This window comes from Sagittula sp. P11 (genome assembly GCF_002814095.1).
Taxonomy (GTDB): domain Bacteria; phylum Pseudomonadota; class Alphaproteobacteria; order Rhodobacterales; family Rhodobacteraceae; genus Sagittula.
This window is the reverse complement of sequence record NZ_CP021913.1, coordinates 3,283,296-3,303,702: the sequence shown is the minus strand read 5'-3', so window position 1 is coordinate 3,303,702 and position 20,407 is coordinate 3,283,296. Positions and strand designations below refer to the sequence as shown.

Genomic DNA, 20,407 nt, shown 5'->3' with positions numbered 1-20,407 from the left:
GAGGGTGGTTAACCGAAGGTAAACTCTGGCGAGAGAATTATTCCCGCGGTGCGCAGCCAGTGGACATGCCCTGGAAAAGCTTCAGGTCGGCGTGCCGTCACCCGGCAGGTCGCGCTCCGTACGTCCGACAATCACGCGCAGCATGGCAAGTTGCAGCACGGCCAGGAAAGGCCCCAGCCCGACCGTCAGCCCCGTGCCCACCACCGGCTTGAGCAGCGCACCGACGAAGAAACCGCCCAGCATCGCCACGCCCCAGCCGCCGAAGCCGCGCGCCAGAGGCGAGTGAAGCACGAACGCCCCGGCCAGGTGACCGATCCAGGTGAAGGCGACCGAGAACACCAGCACGTAGCCAACGACAACCAGCGCCCCCGCCGCGGGGTCCGAGACCGTCGCGACCATCAGCGCGAGCGTCACGACGGAAATCCCGGCGCCCAGCGTGGCGGCCAGCGTCGCCAGAATGGCCAGTCCGTGCTGCCGGAGTGTTGGCCGGATCACCGGCGCATGCACTGGGTGCCACCAGGGCAACGGGTCTGGCGTGTCAGACACCCGCACCGCCGACCGTCAGGCCGCCAATCATCACCGTCGGCTGCCCGACGCCCACCGGCACCCACTGCCCCTGCTTGCCGCAGTTGCCCATGCCCGGATCGAGCGCCATGTCGTTGCCAAGGGCGCGGATCTGCTGAAGCGCAGAGGCGCCGTCGCCGATCAGCGTGGCGCCCTTTACGGGACGGCCGACCTTGCCGTCCTTCACGCGGTAGGCCTCCGTGCAGGAGAATACGAACTTGCCGTTGGTCACGTCGACCTGTCCGCCGCCGAAGCCCACGGCCCAGATGCCGTCCTTCAGATCGCCCACGATGTCCTGCGGATCGGCATCGCCGCCCAGCATGTAGGTGTTGGTCATGCGCGGCATCGGGATATGCGCATAGCTCTCGCGGCGTCCGTTGCCGGTGGGGGTCACGCCCATCAGGCGCGCGTTCTGCCGATCCTGCATGAAGCCGACGAGCTTGCCGTCCTCGATCAGGACGTTCTTGCCGGAGGGCGTGCCTTCGTCATCCACGGTGATCGAGCCGCGCCGGTCCGGGATGGTGCCGTCGTCCAGCACCGTCACGCCCTTCGACGCGATCTGCTGTCCCATCAGACCGGCGAAGACGGATGTGCCCTTGCGGTTGGCATCGCCTTCGAGCCCATGCCCGATTGCCTCGTGCAGCAGGATGCCGGGCCAGCCGGGGCCGAGAACGATGTCCATGACGCCCGCCGGCGCAGGCTCCGCCTCGAGGTTGACGAGCGCGATGCGCAGCGCCTCGCGCGCCTTCGACTGCCATTCGACGGGCTCCAGCAGTCCTTCCAGCGTGACGCGCCCGCCGCCGCCTGCCGTTCCGGCCTCGCGCCGCCCGTCCTGTTCCACGATCACCGACACGTTCACCCGCGTCATCGGGCGCACGTCGGTCACAAGGCCGCCTTCGGGACGGAGGATCGCAACCTCCTGCAGCGAGGCAGCGATGCTGGCCGTCACCTGCACCACGCGGCTGTCGAGGTCGCGGGCGAAGGCGTCGATTTCCTTCAGGGTGTCCACCTTCACCGGAAAGCTCGCCCCGGCAATCGGGTCGGCATCGGTGTAGAGCGTGCGGTTCGTGCCCGGAGGCGGCGGGGCCATCACGCCGCCGCCGTCGCCCACCGCCAGACGCGCCGTCTCTGCCGCGCGCCTGAGGGAGGATTCGCTGATCTCCGTGGCATGGGCGTAACCGGCCACCTCGCCCTTCACCGCGCGCAATCCGAATCCTTCGGAGGCGTCGTAACTCGCCGTCTTGAGCCGCCCGTCATCCAGGACCAGCGATTCCGAGCGCCGCCGCTCAAGGAAAAGTTCGCCGTCCTCGGCCCCGGAAAGAGCCTCCCGCACCAGCGATACAGTGCGATCAAGATCCAGATGTGTCTCGAAAGGGCGGAAAAGTGCGTCGGACATATGGACCTCTGGATTGATCTGGATCAAGTAAAGCGGCGCTTTGCCGCAAGCTCAAAGCTTTCACGGGTGGAAAGAATATGGTTTCTAGACCGCCAGAACGCAACGGTATGCCGCGGAGGAGGACGGGCGCCAGCCTGCGCTTCCTTTTTGCATGTATATCAAGTCATTCCGGGTCGGCGGGCCCGTGCACAACTCGAATCGATCAGGGTGACATATGACCTTCAAGACGATGATGACGGGCCTACTCAGCGCCTTTGTCGCCGCGCCGGCCTTGGCGCAGGACCTGCCCGTTGTGGGCCGCCCGCACCAGGGTGGCATGGGTTTCCAGCCGGCCTCCACGGAACTGGCGCGTGACCTTCAGTGGCTCGACGGCATGATCCTGGTGATCATCACCGCGATCTGCCTGCTGGTGGTTGCCCTGCTCGCCTTCATCGTGGTGCGCTACAACCAGAAGGCCAACAAGACGCCGGGCACCTTCACGCACAACTCCCCGCTGGAGATCGCCTGGACCATCGGCCCCATCGTGATCCTCGTGTTCATCGGTGCCTTCTCCCTGCCGGTGCTGTTCAAGCAGCAGGAAATCCCGGAAGGCGACATCACCATCAAGGTGACCGGCTACCAGTGGTACTGGGGCTACGAGTACGTGGGTGAGGACCTCGCCTACGACAGCTACATGATCGGCTCCCCGGCGACCGGCGGCGACAACCGCTACTCCGAAGACGTGCAGACCATGCTGACCGACGCCGGCTACACCAAGGACGAGTGGCTGCTGGCCACCGACACCGCCGTTGTCGTGCCGGTCGGCAAGACCATCGTGATGCAGGTCACCGGCGCCGACGTGATCCACTCGTGGACCATCCCGGCCTTCGGCGTGAAGCAGGACGCGGTCCCCGGCCGCCTCGCAGAGCTGTGGTTCACCCCGGAGCGCGAAGGCGTCTACTTCGGCCAGTGCTCGGAACTCTGCGGGATCGCCCACGCCTATATGCCGATCACCGTCAAGGTGGTCAGCCAGGAAGCCTACGACGCATGGCTCGCCGCGTCGAAGGACGAAGGCTGGTACACCGACGTGCGCGCGGCACTGACCAACTGATCGCCCCCGGCGACATAGACATGATGCGCAGGCCGGGACCGCTCCCGGCCTGCGCTGCACCAAACCGACCATGGCACTTCAGGCAGGAGCCGACATGAGCGACGCCAGCTTCGAAACACGCACCCAGATGGGCACCGAGATGCGGGCCGACTCGCAGGAAGCGCAGTTCGGCGACTATTTCGCGCTGCTCAAGCCGCGTGTTATGACGCTTGTGGTGTTCACCGCCTTCGTCGGCCTGCTTGCCGCGCCCGTGGCGATCCACCCGTTCCTCGGCTTCTGCGCGGTGCTGTTCATCGCCATCGGCGGCGGTGCGTCCGGCGCCCTGAACATGTGGTACGACTCGGACATCGACGCACTGATGAAGCGCACCGCCAAGCGTCCGATCCCCGCGGGCAAGGTCGACCGTGAAGACGCGCTGGCCATCGGCCTGACGCTTTCCGCCTTTGCCGTCGTCTTCCTCGGCCTCGCGACCAACTGGCTGGCCGCATCCCTGCTGGCCTTCACCATCTTCTTCTACGTCGTGATCTACACGATGTGGCTCAAGCGCTCGACACCCCAGAACATCGTGATCGGCGGCGCCGCCGGGGCCTTCCCCCCGATGATCGGCTGGGCCGCCGCCACCGGCGAGGTCTCCACCGCCTCCGTTCTCATGTTCTGCCTGACCTTCCTCTGGACGCCGCCGCACTTCTGGGCGCTCGCGCTGTTCGTCCGCATGGACTACGACAATGCCACCGTGCCGATGCTGACTGTCACCCACGGCCGAAAGTCGACCCGCACGCACATCCTCGTCTACACCGTCCTGCTGGCCGCCTTTGCCATCGGGCTGGGCTTCACGCAGGTTGGCGGGCCGGTCTACCTCGCCACCGCCATCGTGCTGAACGCGCTGTTCCTGAAAGGCGCGTGGACCATCTGGCGCCGCGACGAAGCCGCCTCGGAGGCCGACAACTTCAAGGCCGAAAAGGCGTTCTTCAAGCTGTCCCTGCTCTACCTCTTCGCCCACTTCGGCGCGATCCTCGTGGACGCAGGGCTCGAACGCTTCGGGGTGCTGTCATGAGCATCAGCCGCGAACACGAGCTTCACAAGCGCCGCCGATCCCGCAACATCGGTGTCGGGCTGGTGCTGGGTGCGTTCATCGTGATCGTCTTCGGAATGACCATGGTGAAGATCAACCGCGGCGACTTCCAGATGCAACCGGCTGCGGCAACACAGGGAGACGGCAATGGCAATTGATCCAAAGACCAAGACCCTTTTCCAGACGCTCGGCGTCGTTGTCTTCATGGGCGCGATGGCCTGGGCCTCGGTGCCGTTCTACAACTGGTTCTGCCGCGTCACCGGCTTTGGCGGAACCACGCAGGTCGCCGAAGCCTCGGCCAAGCGCGACATCCTCGACCGCACCATCAAGATCAAGTTCGACGCCTCGAAGGACCGCGGGATGCCGTGGGAGTTCAAGCCCATGCAGACCGAGATGACCGTCCGCATCGGCGAAGAGGGGCTGGCGTTCTACGAGGCCTACAACCCGACCGACCACCCGGTCGCCGGTCAGGCCACTTACAACGTGGCGCCCTACCAGGCAGGCGGCTATTTCAACAAGATCGAGTGCTTCTGCTTCACCGAGCAGGTCCTGATGCCCGGCGAACGCGTCGAGATGCCGGTCAGCTTCTTCGTCGACCCCGAGATCGTCGACGACCGCGACGCGAAGTACACCAAGCATATCACGCTGTCCTACACCTTCTACGAGATCGACCTGCCCGAAGAAACGCAGGCCGCGCTCGATATCACTGGCGATGCCCCCGGCATCGACGATAAGACCGATGCGAAAGCATCCGTGAACTAACGCCTAACGAGGGATTGCCATGGCGCATGCTAAGAACCACGACTACCACATTCTGAACCCCTCCATCTGGCCTTTCCTGGGCGCAGTGGCCGGGTTCATCATGCTCTTCGGCGCGGTGCTGTGGATGAAGGACATCACGATGTGGATGTTCCTCATCGGCTTTGTCGGCGTCCTCTACACCATGTTCGGCTGGTGGAGCGAAACCGTGAAGGAGAACCTGGTCGGCGACCACACACCCGTCGTGCTGATCGGCCTGCGTTACGGCTTCATCCTGTTCATCATGTCGGAGGTGATGTTCTTCTTCGCGTGGTTCTGGAGCTTCTTCAAGCACGCGATCTACCCGATCGACCCGAACGGCATGAGCCCGGCTGTCGACGGTGTCTGGCCGCCGGCGGGAATCGAGACGTTCGACCCCTGGCACCTTCCGCTGATCAACACGCTGATCCTGCTGTGCTCCGGCTGTGCCGCGACCTGGGCGCACCACGCGCTGGTCCACGGCAACCGCCGCGACGAGATCAAGCAGGGCCTGATCATCGCCGTCGTCCTCGGCCTGCTGTTCACCGCCCTTCAGGCGTATGAATACAGCCACGCGGCGTTCGGCTTCTCCGGGAACATCTACGGCGCCAACTTCTTCATGGCGACCGGCTTCCACGGCGCGCACGTGATCATCGGCACGATCTTCCTGTTCATCTGCCTGCTGCGCGTCTACCGCGGCCACTTCACCCCGGAAAACCACCTCGGGTTCGAGGCGGCCGCCTGGTACTGGCACTTCGTCGACGTGGTGTGGCTGTTCCTCTTCGCAGCGGTCTACATCTGGGGCGGTTGAGCCTCCTCGACGGCCACAGGGCTTGCGCTCGACGCCTCACGCGGTAAACCAAGGCGCGCCCCACCGGGCGCGCCTTTTCCGTTTCCGGAGACGCATGTGACACGCTACCTCGCCCCCCTGCTGATCGGCATCGCCGGATGCGCGATCCTGCTGTGGCTGGGCACATGGCAGATGCAGCGCCTGGACTGGAAAGAGGGCCTGCTCGCCGACATGGAGGCAACGATCTCCGGACCCGCGCAGCCCCTGCCCGTCATGGTCGACCCCACGGCACAGCGCTATCAGCCCGTGGAACTGTCGGGCGAGATCGGCGCGGAGGCGCTGCACGTCCTCGTCTCGGCAAAGCTGCGCGGCGCGGGCTGGCGGGTCATCTCCCCCTTCACCACCGACGACGGGCGTCGTCTCCTGGTGGATCGCGGCTTCACCCCGATCGATCAAAAGGACGCGCCGTTGTATGCGGGCTCCACCCGGCTGACCGGCAACCTGCACTGGCCGGACGACCGCAACTCCTCCACCCCCGACAACGACCCGGACGACGACACATGGTTCGCCCGTGACATCGGCCCCATGTCCGAGGCGCTGGACACGGAGCCGCTACTGGTCATTGCCCGCAGTCTGGATCCGGCGGACGACGCCGTCGATCCGCTGCCCGTGGACACCTCCGGCATTCCCAACGATCATCTGCAATACGCCATCACGTGGTTCTCTCTGGCCGCGGTTTGGCTCCTCATGACCGGCGTATGGCTGCGCCGTATCGCGAAAGGCACCGACTGACATGCGTTACATCTCCACCCGAGGCCAGGCCCCGGCCCTGTCATTCGAAGAAGCCATGCTGTCCGGCCTCGCCCGTGACGGCGGCCTCTACGTGCCGGAGACCATTCCCCAGATGTCCGCCGACGACATCCGCGCGCTGGAAGGTCTCAGCTACGAGGAAACCGCCTTCCGCGTGATGCGGCCCTTCGTGGGCGACGGGTTCACCGACGAGGTCTTTGCCGACCTGATCGCCAAGGCCTACGCAGGTTTCGGTCACAACGCCCGAGCGCCGCTGGTGCAGCTGGCACCGAACCACTTCCTGCTTGAGCTGTTCCACGGGCCGACGCTGGCCTTCAAGGACTTCGCCATGCAACTCATCGGCCAGCTCTTCCAGGAGGCGCTGGAGCGGAGGGGCGAGCGTGTGACCATCGTCGGCGCCACGTCGGGCGATACGGGCTCGGCCGCTATCGAGGCGTTCAAGGGGCTCGACAATGTCGACGTCTTCATCCTCTACCCGCATGGCCGGGTGTCCGAGGTGCAGCGCCGCCAGATGACCACACCGCCCGAGGCCAACGTGCACGCACTGGCGCTGGACGGCCACTTCGACGATTGCCAGGCGCGGCTGAAGGACATGTTCAACCACTTCGAGTTCCGCGACGGCGTTCGGCTGGCCGGCGTGAACTCGATCAACTGGGCGCGCGTGCTGGCGCAGGTCGTCTACTACTTCTCCGCCGCCGTCAGCCTCGGCGCCCCGGACCGCAAAGTCAGCTTCACCGTGCCCACCGGCAACTTCGGCGACATCTTCGCGGGCTACATCGCCAAGCGCATGGGCCTGCCCATCGACCGGCTGGTTGTGGCGACGAACCAGAACGACATCCTGCACCGCTGCCTGACGTCGGGCGACTACCAGACCTCCGAAGTCCATCCCTCGATCAGCCCGTCGATGGACATCCAGGTCAGCAGCAACTTCGAGCGTGCCCTCTTCGACGCCTACGACCGCGACGGTGCGGCGGTGGCGCAGCTGATGGACGAACTGAAGGCAGGCGGCTTCAACGTGAGCCAGGGCGCGCTTCAGGCCCTGCGCGAACACTTCGACTCCGGCCGCGTGTCAGAGGAGGAGACGCTGGACACCATCCGCCTGGCGCAGGCCACGATGGGGGAACTCCTGTGCCCGCATTCCGCGATAGGCGTCCGCGTGGCAGAGGACCAGCGCGATCCGAAGACGCCGATGATCACGCTGGCCACCGCGCACCCGGCCAAGTTCCCGGATGCCGTTGAAAAGGCCACGGGTATTCGTCCCCCTCTTCCAAATCGCATGGCTGACCTGTATGAGCGTTCGGAACGGTTGACCCGCGTGGCCAACGACCTGTCCGCCCTCGAAAACCTTATTCAGGAGCGTATCACCAAGTGACCGTCCAGATTTCCACGCTGTCCAACGGGCTTCGCATCGTCACCGAGAAGATGCCCGGCCTTCAATCCGCCGCGCTCGGTCTCTGGGTGACGGCGGGCGGACGGCACGAACGCGTGGAACAGAACGGCATTGCGCATTTCCTCGAACACATGGCGTTCAAGGGCACAAAGCGGCGCAGCGCGCTGCAGATCGCCGAAGCCATCGAGGACGTGGGCGGCTACATCAACGCCTATACCTCGCGCGAGGTCACGGCCTATTACGCCCGCGTCCTTAAGGCCGACACCGCGCTGGCGGTCGATGTGTTGGCCGACATCCTGCTCAACCCGGTCTTCGACGAGAGGGAGATCGACACGGAGCGCCACGTCATCCTTCAGGAAATCGGCCAGGCGCATGACACGCCGGACGACATCATCTTCGACTGGCTGCAGGAAAAGGCCTATCCCGATCAGCCCATCGGCCGGACGATCCTCGGCGAGGCGGCCCGGGTCGAGGGGTTCTCCCGCTCGGACCTCCAACGCTTCGTCGAGGAGCACTACGGCCCCGGCCAGATGATCCTCTCTGCCGCCGGTGCCGTCGATCACGACGCGCTGGTGAAGCAGGCCGAGGGTCTTTTCGGCAGCCTGTCCCCCCGCCCCGGCCGGAACGCCGACGGCGCCCGGTTCCACGGCGGCGAGATGCGGCGGGTCAAGGACCTCGAACAGGCGCACATGGCGCTCGCCTTCGAGGCTCCGGGTTACAGGGACCCCGGGTTCTACACCGCGCAGATCTACGCCATCGCGCTTGGCGGCGGCATGTCCTCACGCCTGTTCCAGGAGATCCGCGAGAAGCGCGGGCTGTGCTACACCATCTTCGCCCAGTCCGGCGCCTACGCCGACACCGGGATGACGACGATCTACGCCGGCACCTCCGGCGACGAGATGGGCGAACTGCTGGACCTGACCGTGGACGAGATGAAGCGCGCGGCAGACACCATGTCGGATGCCGAGATCGAGCGCGCCCGCGCCCAGATGAAGGCCGGGCTGCTGATGGGGCTCGAAAGCCCGTCCAGCCGGGCCGAGCGCATGGCACGCATGGTGCAGATCTGGGGGAAGGTGCCGCCGATCGAAGAGACGGTCGCCCGCATCGACGCGGTCACGCGCGAGGGCGTGCTCGCCTTTGCCGAAGCGCAGGCCGCGCAATCCGCGGCGGCGCTGGCCCTGTATGGCCCCGTCGACAGCGCGCCCACCCTGGAACAACTGCAGGCACGGCGGGCTGCGTGATGCTCTCTTTCCGGCGGAAGCTCCGGATCGAGACGGAACGTCTCACACTGCGCCCCCCCATGCATTCCGACTACACGCCCTGGCAGACGCTGCGGTCGGGAAGCAGGGGCTTCCTTGCACCATGGGAACCGACATGGGCCGCCGACCACCTGTCGCGCAAGGCCTTCACGAACCGCGTCTACTGGGCATCGCGCTCGATCAACGGCGGGACGGCGGTGCCGCTGTTCCTGATCCGGCGCGACGACGAAGCACTGGTGGGCGCAATCACGCTCGACAATATCCGGCGCGGCCCCGCGCAGGCCGGCACGCTCGGTTACTGGACGGGCCAGCCCTACGCGCGAAACGGCTACATGGCAGAGGCGATCGCCGCCGTCACCCATCACGCCTTCGAACGCCTGGGGCTCAGCCGCCTCGAAGCGGCCTGCCTTCCCGAGAACGCGGCCTCGCGCGGGCTGCTCGAACGGTCCGGCTTCAAGTACGAGGGCGTGGCGCAGAGCTACCTGCAGATCAACGGGCGCTGGCGGACCCACGTCCTCTATGCCTGCCTGCGCAGCGACCGGCGCGGCAAGACGACGGTCGGCTAGTTCACCTGCAGATCAAGCCGTTGTGAACGCATGGGCGCCGTCTGGCGGCTCTGCACGCTTTGGCGAACGCGGCTCTCAGGCTAGGCTGACCGGCAGGTCGGTGCCTTGCCTTCGACTTGGCGCTGGCCCCGCGTAGGTCGGAGTTCACTCCGACTCCCTTCCCGGAGCCAGGAGACGTTCATGATCCGCCTTGCCATCGCCTTCCTCGCCGTTGCCGCCACCTCCGCCATGGCGCAGGACCAGCGCCGCCCGTCGCACTGCATCGCCATCGCCGACGCCGCACCGGGGCTCGAATACCTGCACAAGGCGTCCTGGACCGAACCCGTCCCCGATTACTCCGTGCGCCTGCACTACCTCTCTCATGCCAGTTTCCTGCTACAGACGCAGGGCGGCCTGACCGCGGTTACCGATTTCACCGGCTTCATCGGCAACGTGCCCCTGATCCCGGACATCGTGACCATGAACCACGCCCACAGCACCCACTGGACGGCAAACCCCGACCCGGCCATCCCGCACGTCCTGCCTGGCTGGGGCGAACCCTTCGGCACCGGGATCGACCATTACCTGGACCTCGGCGAGATGCTCGTCCGCAACGTGTCGACCAACATCCGTTCCGGCTATGGCGGGATGGAGGAGAAGGGCAATTCCATCTTCGTCTTCGAGGTCGAGGGCCTGTGCATCGGCCACCTCGGCCACCTCCATCACATCCCCACCGACGAACAGTTCGCCGCGCTCGGGCGGCTCGACGTGGTTATGGTGGCTGTCGATGGCGGCATGACCCTGCCGCTGTCCCGCGTGGTACCCATGCTGGAACGGCTGAAGTCCTCGGTGGTGATTCCGATGCACTGGTTCTCGGACTACGGGCTGGAGTCCTTCCTGACCCAGATCGGCGAGACCTTCACCATCGACCGGCGCGACTCCTCGTCGATGGAGGTCAGCCTGCGCACCCTGCCCTCCCGCCCGACGGTTGTCGTGCTGCGGCCGGAGTGGCTCCGCGAATGACATCCGCCCCTTGATAAACCCGCCCGCATGGGGGACAGGCTGAGGCGACGACGGAAGGAGACCGCCATGCCCCTCGCCCCCGCCGATGACGCCTTTGCGGACACGCTGCGCGCCCTGCTGCCCGATGACACGCTGCGCCGGGCAGAACCACGCTACCTGGAAGAGTCGCGTGGCCGCTGGCAGGGATCGTCCACCTGGGTGGCCCTGCCCCGCAACACCGACGACGTTGCCACCATCGTCCGTCACTGCGCCGCCACACGCACCGGCATCGTGCCCTACGGCGGCGGTACGGGCCTCGTCGGCGGGCAGATCGCGCCGGAGGGCCAGCCGCTTGTGCTGTCGCTCGAACGCATGACCGCCATCCGCGCGACCTACCCGAAGGAAAACACGCTTATCGCCGAAGCGGGCGCCATCCTGAGCGACATACACGATACGGCAGAGGCCATTGACCGGCTGTTTCCGCTGTCGCTGGCGTCCAAGGGTTCTGCGCGGCTGGGTGGACTGCTGTCGACCAACGCCGGGGGGATCAACACCCTGCGCTACGGCAACGCCCGCAATCTGGTGCTTGGGCTGGAGGCCGTGCTGCCAGACGGATCGGTCTGGCATGGCCTCAGGCGCCTGCGCAAGGACAACACGGGCTACGACCTCCGCCACCTGCTGATCGGGGCAGAAGGGACGCTGGGGGTCATCACCGCGGCCTCCCTGGCCCTCTCGCCGCGCCCCGCGTCCACCGGCACCGCCTTCCTGACCGTGCCCTCACCGCGCGCGGCGCTCGATCTGCTGGCTCTGGCGCACGACCAGCTGGGCGAAACCGTCTCCGCCTTCGAGCTGATCCACCGGCAGGGCATGGACTTCCTCGCTTCTGAACTGCCCGAGATCCGCCGCCCGTGGGAGACGCCGCCCGAATGGTGCGTTCTGATCGAGATCGGGCTTGGCCGCGGCGCAGACCCGACAGCCGCGCTCGAGACGCTGTTTGCCGAGGCGCTCGACCGTGGCCTGTCGGACGACGGCCTCATCGCCTCCTCGGACACGCAGGCGCAGCAGTTCTGGGACGTCCGCGAGCATATTCCGGAGGGCAACCGCCGGATCGGATCGATATCGAGCCACGACATCTCCCTGCCGCTCTCTGCGATTCCCGATTTCATCGTGAAGGCGACCGAGGCGCTGAACGCCATGGACACCTTCCGCATCAACTGCTTCGGGCACCTTGGCGACGGCAACCTGCACTTCAACGTCTTCCCCCTGGAAGGCCGCACCCGCGCCGATCACGCCCATCAGAGGGAGGCGATCAAGTCCTGCGTGCACGACCTGACACATGCGATGGGCGGTTCGGTCAGCGCAGAGCACGGCATCGGGCGGCTGAAGACGGACGACATGACACGCTACACGGACCCCGTGAAGCTCGCGGCGATGCGCGCGATCAAGTCGGCGCTGGATCCGGCGGGAATCATGAACCCCGGGGCCGTGCTGCCCTAACGCGCCGCGACCTGGAACACGCAGCCGTCCGACGCCAGTTGCGGCGGGGTCAGGCACAGGCCGCGGGCGACCTCGAACGCGGCCAGCACCTTGGGCACGTAGTCGCGCGTCTCGGCGTAATTCGGCACGCCCTGGTTCGCGCCGATGGAGTTTTCGCCCGCGTTGTAGCCGGCCAGAACGAGAATCGGATCGCCGGCGAATTTTTCCATCAGGAAATCGAGGAACCGGACACCGCCCTTGATGTTCTGCACCGCATCCATCGAATCCTCGACGCCGAAACGTTTCGCGGTATCTGGCATGAGCTGCATGAGCCCCTGAGCGCCTGCGCTGCTCTGCGCATCCGGGCGACCACCGGATTCGACGTAGATGACGGCCAGGGCGAGTGCAGGGGACACGCGCGTCCCGACCGTCTCGCGCAGCAGGTCCTTGCCGTGCCGTGCCGCGATGTCCTGAAGGGCCTGAAGGCGGGGTGCAGCCACCCGCGCGCCACCCGGGCCGTTGCCCAGCGAGGCCAGAGCCGGTTCGAGGCGCCCCGGCCCGCTGTCGGACTGGGCGGGGGACACCGTGTCCCAGAACCAGGCGTAACTGCCACTGCGCGACGGTGCGGCGCCCGCCCGCGGGGCCGAGGCCGACGCCGACGTCTTTTCAGCCGATGGCCGGGGTGCCGGCAGCGGCGGCACTGCCGGATTCGCGCGCGGGGCCACCTGAACGGTGATCCTCTTGGCCGCCCCCGCCTTGGGAGGCGACACGCGCCGCGCCGAGAAATCTGAAAAGACCTGCTGCGCCATCGCATCGGTTGCAAAGGCGCAGGATACGGCCACCACGGCCGCCGCGAAAAGTCTCTGTGTCATGTACTGCTCGTCCCCGGTTCTATGCCGTTTCGGGAGTATTCCTGACAGTCTCGCACAATCCGGTGAAGAAAACCACTTTTGTAAACGGATTGCGGCAATCTCTGTCCCAGTCGCCTGTACGTTAGGATATTTTGCCGGCCCTCAACGAAGGTAGTAATGCATTTTTACATTTAAAATCAGCCGGATAACCGGATCATTAAAAAAATCTCAACGACCGCGAAATTAATGCAAAGCGGCCAAAATCTCGCCCCAAACCAAGTGCTTTATAGGGTCATACCAACGAGGGACAGGGCAATGAGAGAGGCCCGCTACCGACCCCAAGCTGGTGAACGTGAGCAACACAACACACACTACGGAGAGAGACCATGATCAACTTCATCAAAAACTTCCGCAATGACGAATCCGGCGCCGTGACCGTTGACTGGGTCGTTCTGACCGCCGCCGTCGTGGGCCTGGCCATCGCCGCCTACACCCAGATCGAGACCAACGCCAACGCGCTGATCAACGCAGCAGCCGGCGAAGTCGCGGCAGAGCAGACCCTGCTCGAAGCGAAGAAGTAATCGCTTCTCGCGTCGGACCGCCCGGCACAGGGTGGTCCGCCCCGGCGCGGCAAATGCTTGCCGCGCCTTTTTCGATCCAGGCCAAAGCGCGTTCCCGGATCGCTTTCGCCACCAGACGACCACCGACCGATACCAAGGTATCCCGGAGCTTTCGGATGCGCGCAGAAGCATCTGTCGGCATGTGCTCCACATGAACGACCGCTGCTGCAGAACGCGGCCGCCCGACGAGACGGGACAATCCGCGCCAGGCGGATCAGGCTAAACGCGAGAGGCACTCCGGATGTTCACCACATTCCTCACAGACGAAACCGGCGCAGTCACCATCGACTGGATTGTCCTGACCGCGGCAATGGTCGGGCTGTGCCTGCTGGCGACCACCATCATGGACAGCACCACGATGGAGCTCAGCGACGGCATCGGCCAGTTCATGCAGGACACCGCGCCCGAAGGGAAATAACCCCGCGCCAGGCAGCCGGACCCGCGAAACCGCTTCGGCCACGAGATCGTCATGATTTCTGCCTGAGTTAACCTTTTTCCTTGGCTATCCCGATCCCAATGACCGGGCAGAAGCCCATTACAGGAGAAGCCACATGCGACTTGTATTCGGACTCGTCCTTCTTGCAGGCATCGGACTTGCCGGCTTTGCCGTCTACATGGCGCAGAACTACATCGGCGCCTACGAAACGGCGCTTGTCGAGGCACGGCAGCAGACCCATGCGTCCGTCCCCACCAAGCAGATCTACGTGTCGGCGAAACCCATCGCTTACGGGCAGGAGATCACCGAGGAGGACATCCGCCTCGCCCCCTGGCCGGAAGAGATCATGCCGGAAGGCATCTTCGACGAGGAAAATCCACTCCTGACAGAAAACATGGAGCCGCGTGTCGCGCTGCGCGCCATCGACGCGTTCGAGGCCATCGTGCCCAGCAAGGTTTCCCAGCCCGGCGGCTCTGCGGGTCTGACGCACTACCTGAAGCCCGGTGAAAGCGCCTTTGCGATCCGCGTGGACGTGGCCTCCGGCGTGTCCGGCTTCCTCCGTCCCGGCGATCGCGTCGACGTGTACTGGACGGGCCGCGTGGACAGCCGCGATCCGAACATGCCGCGCGGCGAAGTGACGAAGATGATCCTTGCGGGTATGCGCCTGATCGCCATCGACCAGAACTCCGAAGCGGACACCAGCGGGACGTCCATCGCACGCACCGTCACCGTCGCCGCAACCCGCGAACAGACGCTGGTGCTGACCCACGCGCAATCGACAGGCCAACTGACCCTTTCCCTGATCTCGCAGGACGAGGACGGCGAGGCGATCACCACGGAGGTCGACCAGCTGTCGATGCTCGGCCTGCAACGGGCAGAACCCGTCGCCGCGCCGGAACCGGTCCAGCGCGAGCAGGTCTGCAGCACTCGCGTCCGCCGCGGCGCCGAGGTGGTCAACATCCCGATCCCCTGCACAAACTGATACAAGATAACACCTGCCAGTGTTCCGGAAGGGTCCCGCGATGCGGGACCCTTTTGTGTAGCGGCGCACGTCACATACCGCCTGTTGCCCCTTATCCACAGAAACTGCGCGCTCAAAGCCCTTGATTCTTGATTAATTTTCCAAATTGAAACACACTCCCACGAAATGCAGGCATGAAGACCTGCGGATGAGGCGTGATCGAAAGGCAGGTCACATGACATTTGACGGCTATCTGAAGGCGGCCCTCTGCGGGCTGGCCTTGGGCGTTGCGACCGTGTCGCCGCCCGCGCACGCGGATTCCATCCGCGTCGTGCGAACCGGTACGGAATCCGTCCTGTCGGTTCCAATGAACCGGGCCGTGGTGGTCGAAAGCGATACGCCTTTCGCGGAACTGTCCATCGCCAACCCCTCTATCGCCGACATCTCGTCCCTGTCGGACCGCACGATCTATGTCCTCGGCAAGCAGCCGGGCACGACCACGCTGACGATCCTCGACCCGCAGGGGCAGCTCATCACCAACGTCGATGTGCGTGTCGCCGCGGATGTGACCGAATTCAAGGAACGCCTGACCCAGATCCTCCCGGAAGAGAAGATCGAGGTCCGCACCGCCAACGATGGCATCGTGCTGTCCGGCACTGTCTCTTCCATCGCCCGCATGGAACGCGCGCTCGACCTGGCGCAAAGGTACGCGCCCGACCGGGTGTCGAACCTGATGGTGGTCGGCGGCATCCAGCAGGTCATGCTGAAGGTGCGTTTCGCGGAAATGCGGCGCTCCGTCTCCAAAGCCCTGCGCGCATCTCTCGCCACCGGCGGGTCGACCGGCGATCTGGGTGTCGAACTGGGGACAGGCAACGCCGCCACCATCGCCGAACGTGACCTCGTCTCCGACAAGCTGTTCCCCCGCCGGCTGGGCACCGAGGGTGCCGTGCTCTTCGGTTTCAACGCCGGCGGTCTTGAAGTCGGCATCCTCCTTGAAGCCCTTGAATCCAAAGGCATGGTCCGGACCCTCGCGGAACCGAACCTGACCGCCCTTTCCGGGCAGGAAGCCAGCTTCCTCGCGGGCGGTGAATACCCGGTGCCGACGGCGCAGGGCGACAGCAGCGTCACGGTGGAGTTCAAACCCTTCGGTGTCGAGCTGGCCTTCGTGCCGCGCGTGATCGACGGCGACCTCATCAACCTCGAGCTCGAAGCGGCCGTGTCGTCTGTCGACTCGAGCAACGGCATCACCTTCCAGGACGTGACCATCGCCGGTTTCGCCCGCCGTGAAGCGAAGACCACGGTGGAACTGCGTGACGGCGAAAGCTTTGCCATCGCCGGTCTGCTGCAGGAAAACTTCTCCGACCTCAACGGTCAGGTGCCGTGGATCGGTGACGTGCCGATCCTTGGCGCGCTGTTCCGGTCGACGGAATACCAGCGCGAACAGTCTGAACTGGTCATCATCGTCACGCCGCACCTCGTGACCCCCACCCGGGGCGAGGCGCTGGCCCTGCCGACCGACCGCGTCACCCTGCCGTCCGAGCGTCAGCTGTTCCTGAACGGCCAGATCGACGGAAACGGGCGCAGGCCGCGGTCCGGTGCCGCCGCAGAAGTGGCAAACCAGGACTTCAACGGCTCCTACGGCTACGTGATGGATTGAGAGAGACCATGGCCCAACGACCCCTCCTCCGCCTCACCCTGACCGGGCTTGCCGTCGGACTTCTGACCGCAGGCTGCGCGGGAAACACGCAGTCCACGATGACGCGCGGCTTCAACAACGAGGTGGGCGTCAAGGTCGATCCGGGCAACTTCGGCGACGCCACCATGAACAACCACCAGTACATGACTGGCGAAAAGCAATACGTCTACGACCTGTCGCAACGCTTCGCCGCCGAGGTCATGACCACCGTCAACTTCGCGTTCAACTCCGCCCAGCTCGATCAGGGCGCGCTGGACACGCTGCGCGAACAGGCGCACTGGATCCGCCAGTTCCCCGAGGTCCGCTTCCGCGTCTATGGCCACACCGACAAGGTCGGCAACCAGGCCTACAACAAGTCGCTCGGCCTGCGCCGTGCCAACGCCGTGGTCAACTATCTGGTGAGTCAGGGCATTTCGCGGTCCCGCCTCGAAGCCGTGGTGTCCTTCGGCGAAACGCAGCCGCTGATCGTGACCGAAGGCCGCGAACGCCGCAACCGGCGCACCGTGACAGAGGTGTCGGGTTTCGTCGCCGGGCATCCGCAGGTGCTGGAAGGAAAGTACGCGGAGATCATCTACCGCGAGTACGTCAACAGCGCGGCGCCCGCATCCAACCTGAACAGCCAGTCGGGTGCGGAGCTTCAGCTCGGCAACTGACGCGAGCTCAGGCCTGACACGTAGCAAACGCCGCGCCCCCGGGGTCGCGGCGTTTGCATTTGTGGCATCCCTCCTCGCTCAATCCGGCCCTTTTCCCGCCCGCGCGAACAATCTCTTTTTGACCGCTAAACTTCGCACAAATTCGGAAATTTGGCCCCATTGTCGCCGCCTTTCGAAGTGACTTTGAAACGGAACCACCCATGCGCCGATCCGACTCGGCGCCCGCGTTCACCGGGGGCGGGCAGAAGCCCGCCGTTGTCCGGGACGCGCGAGAAAAGGACGAAAGAGGCATGACCAGTACACCGACCACGCAGGCAGATCCCGCGCCGATCATTGCCTGCACGATCAGCCGGGACGTGCAGAACTTCGACCTGCTGATCGAGGACATGGAGACGATTCTGGGCGAAGCCTGGGGCGATCTCGGTTTCGACGAAGCGCTCGCCTTCATGTCGCAACCGGAAGCCTCGTCGCTGGAATTCGTGGCCATGGCCATCGACGCCATAGACGAAGGCGAAGTCTCGCAGTTGGCCGGCATCATCAAGGGGGCAAGAACACACGGCATCAAGGTGATCCTGATTGCCGAGGACGTGACACCCGCCTCGCTGCACCAGCTTTTGCGCAGCGGTGCCGACGAATTTGTCCCCTACCCGCTTCCCGAAGGCGAACTTGCCGCGGCGGTCGAACGCCTGCGCGCCCCCGAACCGGTACCTGTGCCGGCGTCCACTGCCAGTGCGCCGGCAAAGGTCAAGCTCTCGGGCGGCGGCGACGGCGTCCTGATTGCCGTTCAAGGGTTGTCCGGCGGATGCGGTGCGACCACGCTGGCGGTGAACCTGGCCTATGAACTGACCTCTGTCGGTGGCGACAAGCCCCCCAAGGTCTGCCTGATCGACCTCGGCCTGCAATTCGGCTCTGTCGCGACCTACCTGGACCTGCCGCGCCGCGAGGCCGTGTTCGAGACGCTGTCGGACATCGAGTCGATGGACGGCGAAAGCCTTGCGCAGGCGCTGGTGTCCTTCGAGGACAAGCTGCAGGTCTTCACCTCTCCGGCCGACATCCTGCCGCTCGACCTGATCGGTCCCAGCGAGGTGTCGAAGCTTCTCGACATCGCACGCGACCATTTCGACTACGTTGTGGTCGACATGCCCGGCACGCTGGTTCAGTGGACGGAAACCGTCCTGACGGAGGCGCAGATCTACATCGCGCTGGTCGAGCTGGACATGCGTTCGGCCCAGAACACCCTGCGGCTGAAGCGGATGCTCCAGTCGGAGGATCTGCCGTTCGACAAGATCCGCTTCGCGCTGAACCGGTCGCCGAAGTTCACCGACCTGCAGGGCAAGAGCCGGGTCAAGCGCATGGCCGACAGCCTTGGTATCTCGCTCGACCTGCAGCTTCCCGATGGCGGGCGGGCGGTGATGCAGGCCTGCGACCACGGCCTGCCGCTGGCCGCACACGCCGCGAAGAACCCGCTCCGCAAGGAAATCGTGAAGCTGGCGCAGCAGCTCAACGCAATCGGCGCCGACGACGCCGAAGCTGCCTGATCGCGAAGGACCGACCGAATGTTCTCACGCTACAAGAAACCCGGTCTCAAGGAGGCCCCCCGCCCCGTGGCCAAGGCGGAAGCCGTCGCCGCCCCGGCGGCGGACGACCGCAAGGTCGAGGTGCGGACACCGTCGGCCGTGCGCCGCAAGGGGCCGCCGCAGGCCCCGGCCCAAGCGGGCAATGCCGACAAGGAAAAGAAGCGCAAGGAACGCCTTGGCGAGGTGAAGCTGGAACTGCACCGCGCGCTGCTGGAGAACCTTAATCTCGCCGCGCTGGACCAGGCGTCCGAGGCGGAGCTGCGCGAGGAAATCTCCCAGATCGCGACGGAATCGCTCACTGAACGCGGCATCGTGCTGAACCGCGACGAGCGGCGCGCGATGATGACCGACCTCTACGACGAGGTGAAAGGTCTGGGCCCGCTCGAGGCCTTGCTGAAAGACGACACCGTCTCCGATATCCTCGTGAACGGTCCGCACCAGATCTTTGTCGAACGGTCGGGCAAGCTGCAGCTCTCGGACATCACGTTCAAGGACGAGAAGCACCTGATGCGGATCATCGACAAGATCGTGTCCGCCGTGGGCCGCCGTGTCGATGAATCGAACCCCTATGTCGACGCCCGTCTGATGGACGGCTCCCGTTTCAACGCCATGGTGCCGCCCATCGCCATCGACGGCAGCCTCGTCTCGATCCGGAAGTTCAAGAAGGACAAGCTGGGCATCGACGACCTCGTGAACTTCGGCGCCTTCACCGAAGAGATGGCCGTCTACCTTCAAGCCGCCGTGGCGACCCGCCTGAACATCATCGTCTCCGGCGGTACGGGTTCGGGCAAGACGACCACGCTCAACGCATTGTCCAGCTTCATCGACGACAGCGAACGCATCCTGACCATCGAGGATACCGCGGAACTCCAGCTTCAGCAGACCCACGTGGGACGCATGGAAAGCCGCCCGCCCAACGTCGAGGGCAAGGGGGCCGTCACGCCACGCGATTGCCTCAAGAACGCCCTGCGTATGCGCCCTGACAGGATCATCGTGGGGGAAACCCGCGGCGAGGAAGTCATCGACATGCTCCAGGCTATGAACACCGGTCACGACGGCTCCATGACCACAATCCACGCGAACTCCGCGCGGGACGGCGTGGCGCGTCTGGAAAACATGATCGCCATGGCCGGGATCGAGATGCCGCTGAAGGCGGTCCGCTCGCAGATCGCATCGGCCGTGAACCTCATCGTGCAGGCGTCGCGCCTGCAGGACGGCTCCCGCCGGATGACCTCCATCACCGAGATCACCGGCATGGAGGGCGACGTCATCTCCATGCAGGAAATCTTCCGCTACCAGCGCGTCGGGCTGACGCCGGACAACAAGATCATCGGTCACTTCACCGCGACCGGCGTGCGGTCGGCCTTCTCGGAGCGGTTCCGGATGTGGGGTTACGACATCCCGGCCTCGATCTACGAACCGTTCCGCCCGGATTAATTGAA

General features: G+C 65.2%; 21 protein-coding genes. 18 read left to right on the top strand and 3 right to left on the bottom strand.

What is annotated here, in order from left to right; all coding sequences use genetic code 11:
- Nucleotides 1-81: 81 nt before the first annotated feature.
- Nucleotides 82-546, bottom strand: coding sequence for a hypothetical protein (locus CDO87_RS16030; protein ID WP_157815015.1), 465 nt, complete (start codon nt 544-546; stop codon nt 82-84).
- Nucleotides 539-1,960 carry a metalloprotease TldD gene (tldD, locus tag CDO87_RS16025; RefSeq protein WP_100929703.1) on the bottom strand — a complete coding sequence of 474 codons (1,422 nt, stop codon included), beginning with the start codon at nt 1,958-1,960 and terminating at the stop codon, nt 539-541. Before tldD ends, CDO87_RS16030 begins: the two co-directional genes overlap by 8 nt.
- Before the next feature lie 214 nt (nt 1,961-2,174).
- Between tldD and coxB the strand changes: the two genes are divergently transcribed.
- From coxB to CDO87_RS15970, 11 genes are all read left to right on the top strand, one after another.
- Entirely contained in the window at nt 2,175-3,050 is an 876-nt protein-coding gene (gene coxB / locus CDO87_RS16020) for a cytochrome c oxidase subunit II (RefSeq protein WP_100929702.1), read from the top strand.
- 94 nt (nt 3,051-3,144) lie between these two features.
- On the top strand, nt 3,145-4,104 hold the full coding sequence (gene cyoE, locus CDO87_RS16015) for a heme o synthase (RefSeq protein WP_254698161.1): 960 nt from the start codon (nt 3,145-3,147) through the stop codon (nt 4,102-4,104).
- A complete protein-coding gene (locus tag CDO87_RS16010; RefSeq protein WP_100929701.1) occupies nt 4,101-4,280 on the top strand; it encodes a hypothetical protein in 180 nt (59 codons plus the stop codon). Before cyoE ends, CDO87_RS16010 begins: the two co-directional genes overlap by 4 nt.
- Nucleotides 4,270-4,884, top strand: a complete 615-nt coding sequence (locus CDO87_RS16005; protein ID WP_100929700.1) for a cytochrome c oxidase assembly protein — start codon at nt 4,270-4,272, stop codon at nt 4,882-4,884. Before CDO87_RS16010 ends, CDO87_RS16005 begins: the two co-directional genes overlap by 11 nt.
- A gap of 19 nt (nt 4,885-4,903) precedes the next feature.
- A complete protein-coding gene (locus CDO87_RS16000; RefSeq protein WP_100929699.1) occupies nt 4,904-5,710 on the top strand; it encodes a cytochrome c oxidase subunit 3 in 807 nt (268 codons plus the stop codon).
- Between the two features lie 96 nt (nt 5,711-5,806).
- Entirely contained in the window at nt 5,807-6,481 is a 675-nt protein-coding gene (locus tag CDO87_RS15995) for an SURF1 family protein (RefSeq protein ID WP_100929698.1), read from the top strand.
- A 1-nt stretch (nt 6,482) separates the two neighbouring features.
- Complete coding sequence (thrC, locus tag CDO87_RS15990; RefSeq protein WP_100929697.1) at nt 6,483-7,871, top strand: threonine synthase; 1,389 nt, start codon at nt 6,483-6,485, stop codon at nt 7,869-7,871.
- Complete coding sequence (locus tag CDO87_RS15985) at nt 7,868-9,130, top strand: pitrilysin family protein (protein WP_100929696.1); 1,263 nt, start codon at nt 7,868-7,870, stop codon at nt 9,128-9,130. The genes thrC and CDO87_RS15985 overlap by 4 nt, the downstream gene beginning before the upstream one ends.
- Nucleotides 9,130-9,714, top strand: coding sequence for a GNAT family N-acetyltransferase (locus tag CDO87_RS15980; RefSeq protein ID WP_100929695.1), 585 nt, complete (start codon nt 9,130-9,132; stop codon nt 9,712-9,714). Before CDO87_RS15985 ends, CDO87_RS15980 begins: the two co-directional genes overlap by 1 nt.
- A gap of 180 nt (nt 9,715-9,894) precedes the next feature.
- Nucleotides 9,895-10,716: an MBL fold metallo-hydrolase gene (locus CDO87_RS15975; RefSeq protein WP_100929694.1), complete on the top strand. Its 822-nt coding sequence runs from the start codon at nt 9,895-9,897 to the stop codon at nt 10,714-10,716.
- A 66-nt stretch (nt 10,717-10,782) separates the two neighbouring features.
- Nucleotides 10,783-12,192 carry an FAD-binding oxidoreductase gene (locus CDO87_RS15970; RefSeq protein WP_100929693.1) on the top strand — a complete coding sequence of 470 codons (1,410 nt, stop codon included), beginning with the start codon at nt 10,783-10,785 and terminating at the stop codon, nt 12,190-12,192.
- On the opposite strand, the gene CDO87_RS15965 is transcribed toward CDO87_RS15970, so the two are convergent.
- Nucleotides 12,189-13,043 carry a lytic transglycosylase domain-containing protein gene (locus tag CDO87_RS15965; protein WP_100929692.1) on the bottom strand — a complete coding sequence of 285 codons (855 nt, stop codon included), beginning with the start codon at nt 13,041-13,043 and terminating at the stop codon, nt 12,189-12,191. The two genes, CDO87_RS15970 and CDO87_RS15965, sit on opposite strands and share 4 nt — an antisense overlap.
- 365 nt (nt 13,044-13,408) lie before the next feature.
- Here CDO87_RS15965 and CDO87_RS15960 point away from each other — a divergent pair, with 365 nt between their 5' ends.
- From CDO87_RS15960 to CDO87_RS15935, 7 genes are all read left to right on the top strand, one after another.
- On the top strand, nt 13,409-13,603 hold the full coding sequence (locus tag CDO87_RS15960) for a Flp family type IVb pilin (RefSeq protein ID WP_100929691.1): 195 nt from the start codon (nt 13,409-13,411) through the stop codon (nt 13,601-13,603).
- 280 nt (nt 13,604-13,883) lie between these two features.
- Entirely contained in the window at nt 13,884-14,060 is a 177-nt protein-coding gene (locus tag CDO87_RS27040; protein ID WP_198521737.1) for a hypothetical protein, read from the top strand.
- 133 nt (nt 14,061-14,193) lie between these two features.
- On the top strand, nt 14,194-15,060 hold the full coding sequence (gene cpaB, locus CDO87_RS15955; RefSeq protein ID WP_100929690.1) for a Flp pilus assembly protein CpaB: 867 nt from the start codon (nt 14,194-14,196) through the stop codon (nt 15,058-15,060).
- Between the two features lie 214 nt (nt 15,061-15,274).
- Nucleotides 15,275-16,696, top strand: a complete 1,422-nt coding sequence (locus CDO87_RS15950; RefSeq protein WP_100929689.1) for a type II and III secretion system protein family protein — start codon at nt 15,275-15,277, stop codon at nt 16,694-16,696.
- 8 nt (nt 16,697-16,704) lie between these two features.
- Nucleotides 16,705-17,388, top strand: coding sequence for an OmpA family protein (locus tag CDO87_RS15945; RefSeq protein ID WP_100929688.1), 684 nt, complete (start codon nt 16,705-16,707; stop codon nt 17,386-17,388).
- A 290-nt stretch (nt 17,389-17,678) separates the two neighbouring features.
- Nucleotides 17,679-18,926: an AAA family ATPase gene (locus tag CDO87_RS15940; RefSeq protein WP_100930998.1), complete on the top strand. Its 1,248-nt coding sequence runs from the start codon at nt 17,679-17,681 to the stop codon at nt 18,924-18,926.
- An 18-nt stretch (nt 18,927-18,944) separates the two neighbouring features.
- On the top strand, nt 18,945-20,402 hold the full coding sequence (locus CDO87_RS15935; RefSeq protein WP_100929687.1) for a CpaF family protein: 1,458 nt from the start codon (nt 18,945-18,947) through the stop codon (nt 20,400-20,402).
- Nucleotides 20,403-20,407 lie beyond the last annotated feature (5 nt).

Bases quoted from the DNA above. Each gene is read 5' to 3' on its own strand.
- tldD (WP_100929703.1), bottom strand. From the start codon at position 1,960: ATGTCCGACGCACTTTTCCGCCCTTTCGAGACACATCTGGATCTTGAT.
- coxB (WP_100929702.1), top strand. From the start codon at position 2,175: ATGACCTTCAAGACGATGATGACGGGCCTACTCAGCGCCTTTGTCGCC.
- cyoE (WP_254698161.1), top strand. From the start codon at position 3,145: ATGAGCGACGCCAGCTTCGAAACACGCACCCAGATGGGCACCGAGATG.
- CDO87_RS16010 (WP_100929701.1), top strand. From the start codon at position 4,101: ATGAGCATCAGCCGCGAACACGAGCTTCACAAGCGCCGCCGATCCCGC.
- CDO87_RS16005 (WP_100929700.1), top strand. From the start codon at position 4,270: ATGGCAATTGATCCAAAGACCAAGACCCTTTTCCAGACGCTCGGCGTC.
- CDO87_RS16000 (WP_100929699.1), top strand. From the start codon at position 4,904: ATGGCGCATGCTAAGAACCACGACTACCACATTCTGAACCCCTCCATC.
- thrC (WP_100929697.1), top strand. From the start codon at position 6,483: ATGCGTTACATCTCCACCCGAGGCCAGGCCCCGGCCCTGTCATTCGAA.
- CDO87_RS15980 (WP_100929695.1), top strand. From the start codon at position 9,130: ATGCTCTCTTTCCGGCGGAAGCTCCGGATCGAGACGGAACGTCTCACA.
- CDO87_RS15975 (WP_100929694.1), top strand. From the start codon at position 9,895: ATGATCCGCCTTGCCATCGCCTTCCTCGCCGTTGCCGCCACCTCCGCC.
- CDO87_RS15970 (WP_100929693.1), top strand. From the start codon at position 10,783: ATGCCCCTCGCCCCCGCCGATGACGCCTTTGCGGACACGCTGCGCGCC.
- CDO87_RS15965 (WP_100929692.1), bottom strand. From the start codon at position 13,043: ATGACACAGAGACTTTTCGCGGCGGCCGTGGTGGCCGTATCCTGCGCC.
- CDO87_RS15960 (WP_100929691.1), top strand. From the start codon at position 13,409: ATGATCAACTTCATCAAAAACTTCCGCAATGACGAATCCGGCGCCGTG.
- CDO87_RS27040 (WP_198521737.1), top strand. From the start codon at position 13,884: ATGTTCACCACATTCCTCACAGACGAAACCGGCGCAGTCACCATCGAC.
- cpaB (WP_100929690.1), top strand. From the start codon at position 14,194: ATGCGACTTGTATTCGGACTCGTCCTTCTTGCAGGCATCGGACTTGCC.
- CDO87_RS15950 (WP_100929689.1), top strand. From the start codon at position 15,275: ATGACATTTGACGGCTATCTGAAGGCGGCCCTCTGCGGGCTGGCCTTG.
- CDO87_RS15945 (WP_100929688.1), top strand. From the start codon at position 16,705: ATGGCCCAACGACCCCTCCTCCGCCTCACCCTGACCGGGCTTGCCGTC.
- CDO87_RS15940 (WP_100930998.1), top strand. From the start codon at position 17,679: ATGACCAGTACACCGACCACGCAGGCAGATCCCGCGCCGATCATTGCC.
- CDO87_RS15935 (WP_100929687.1), top strand. From the start codon at position 18,945: ATGTTCTCACGCTACAAGAAACCCGGTCTCAAGGAGGCCCCCCGCCCC.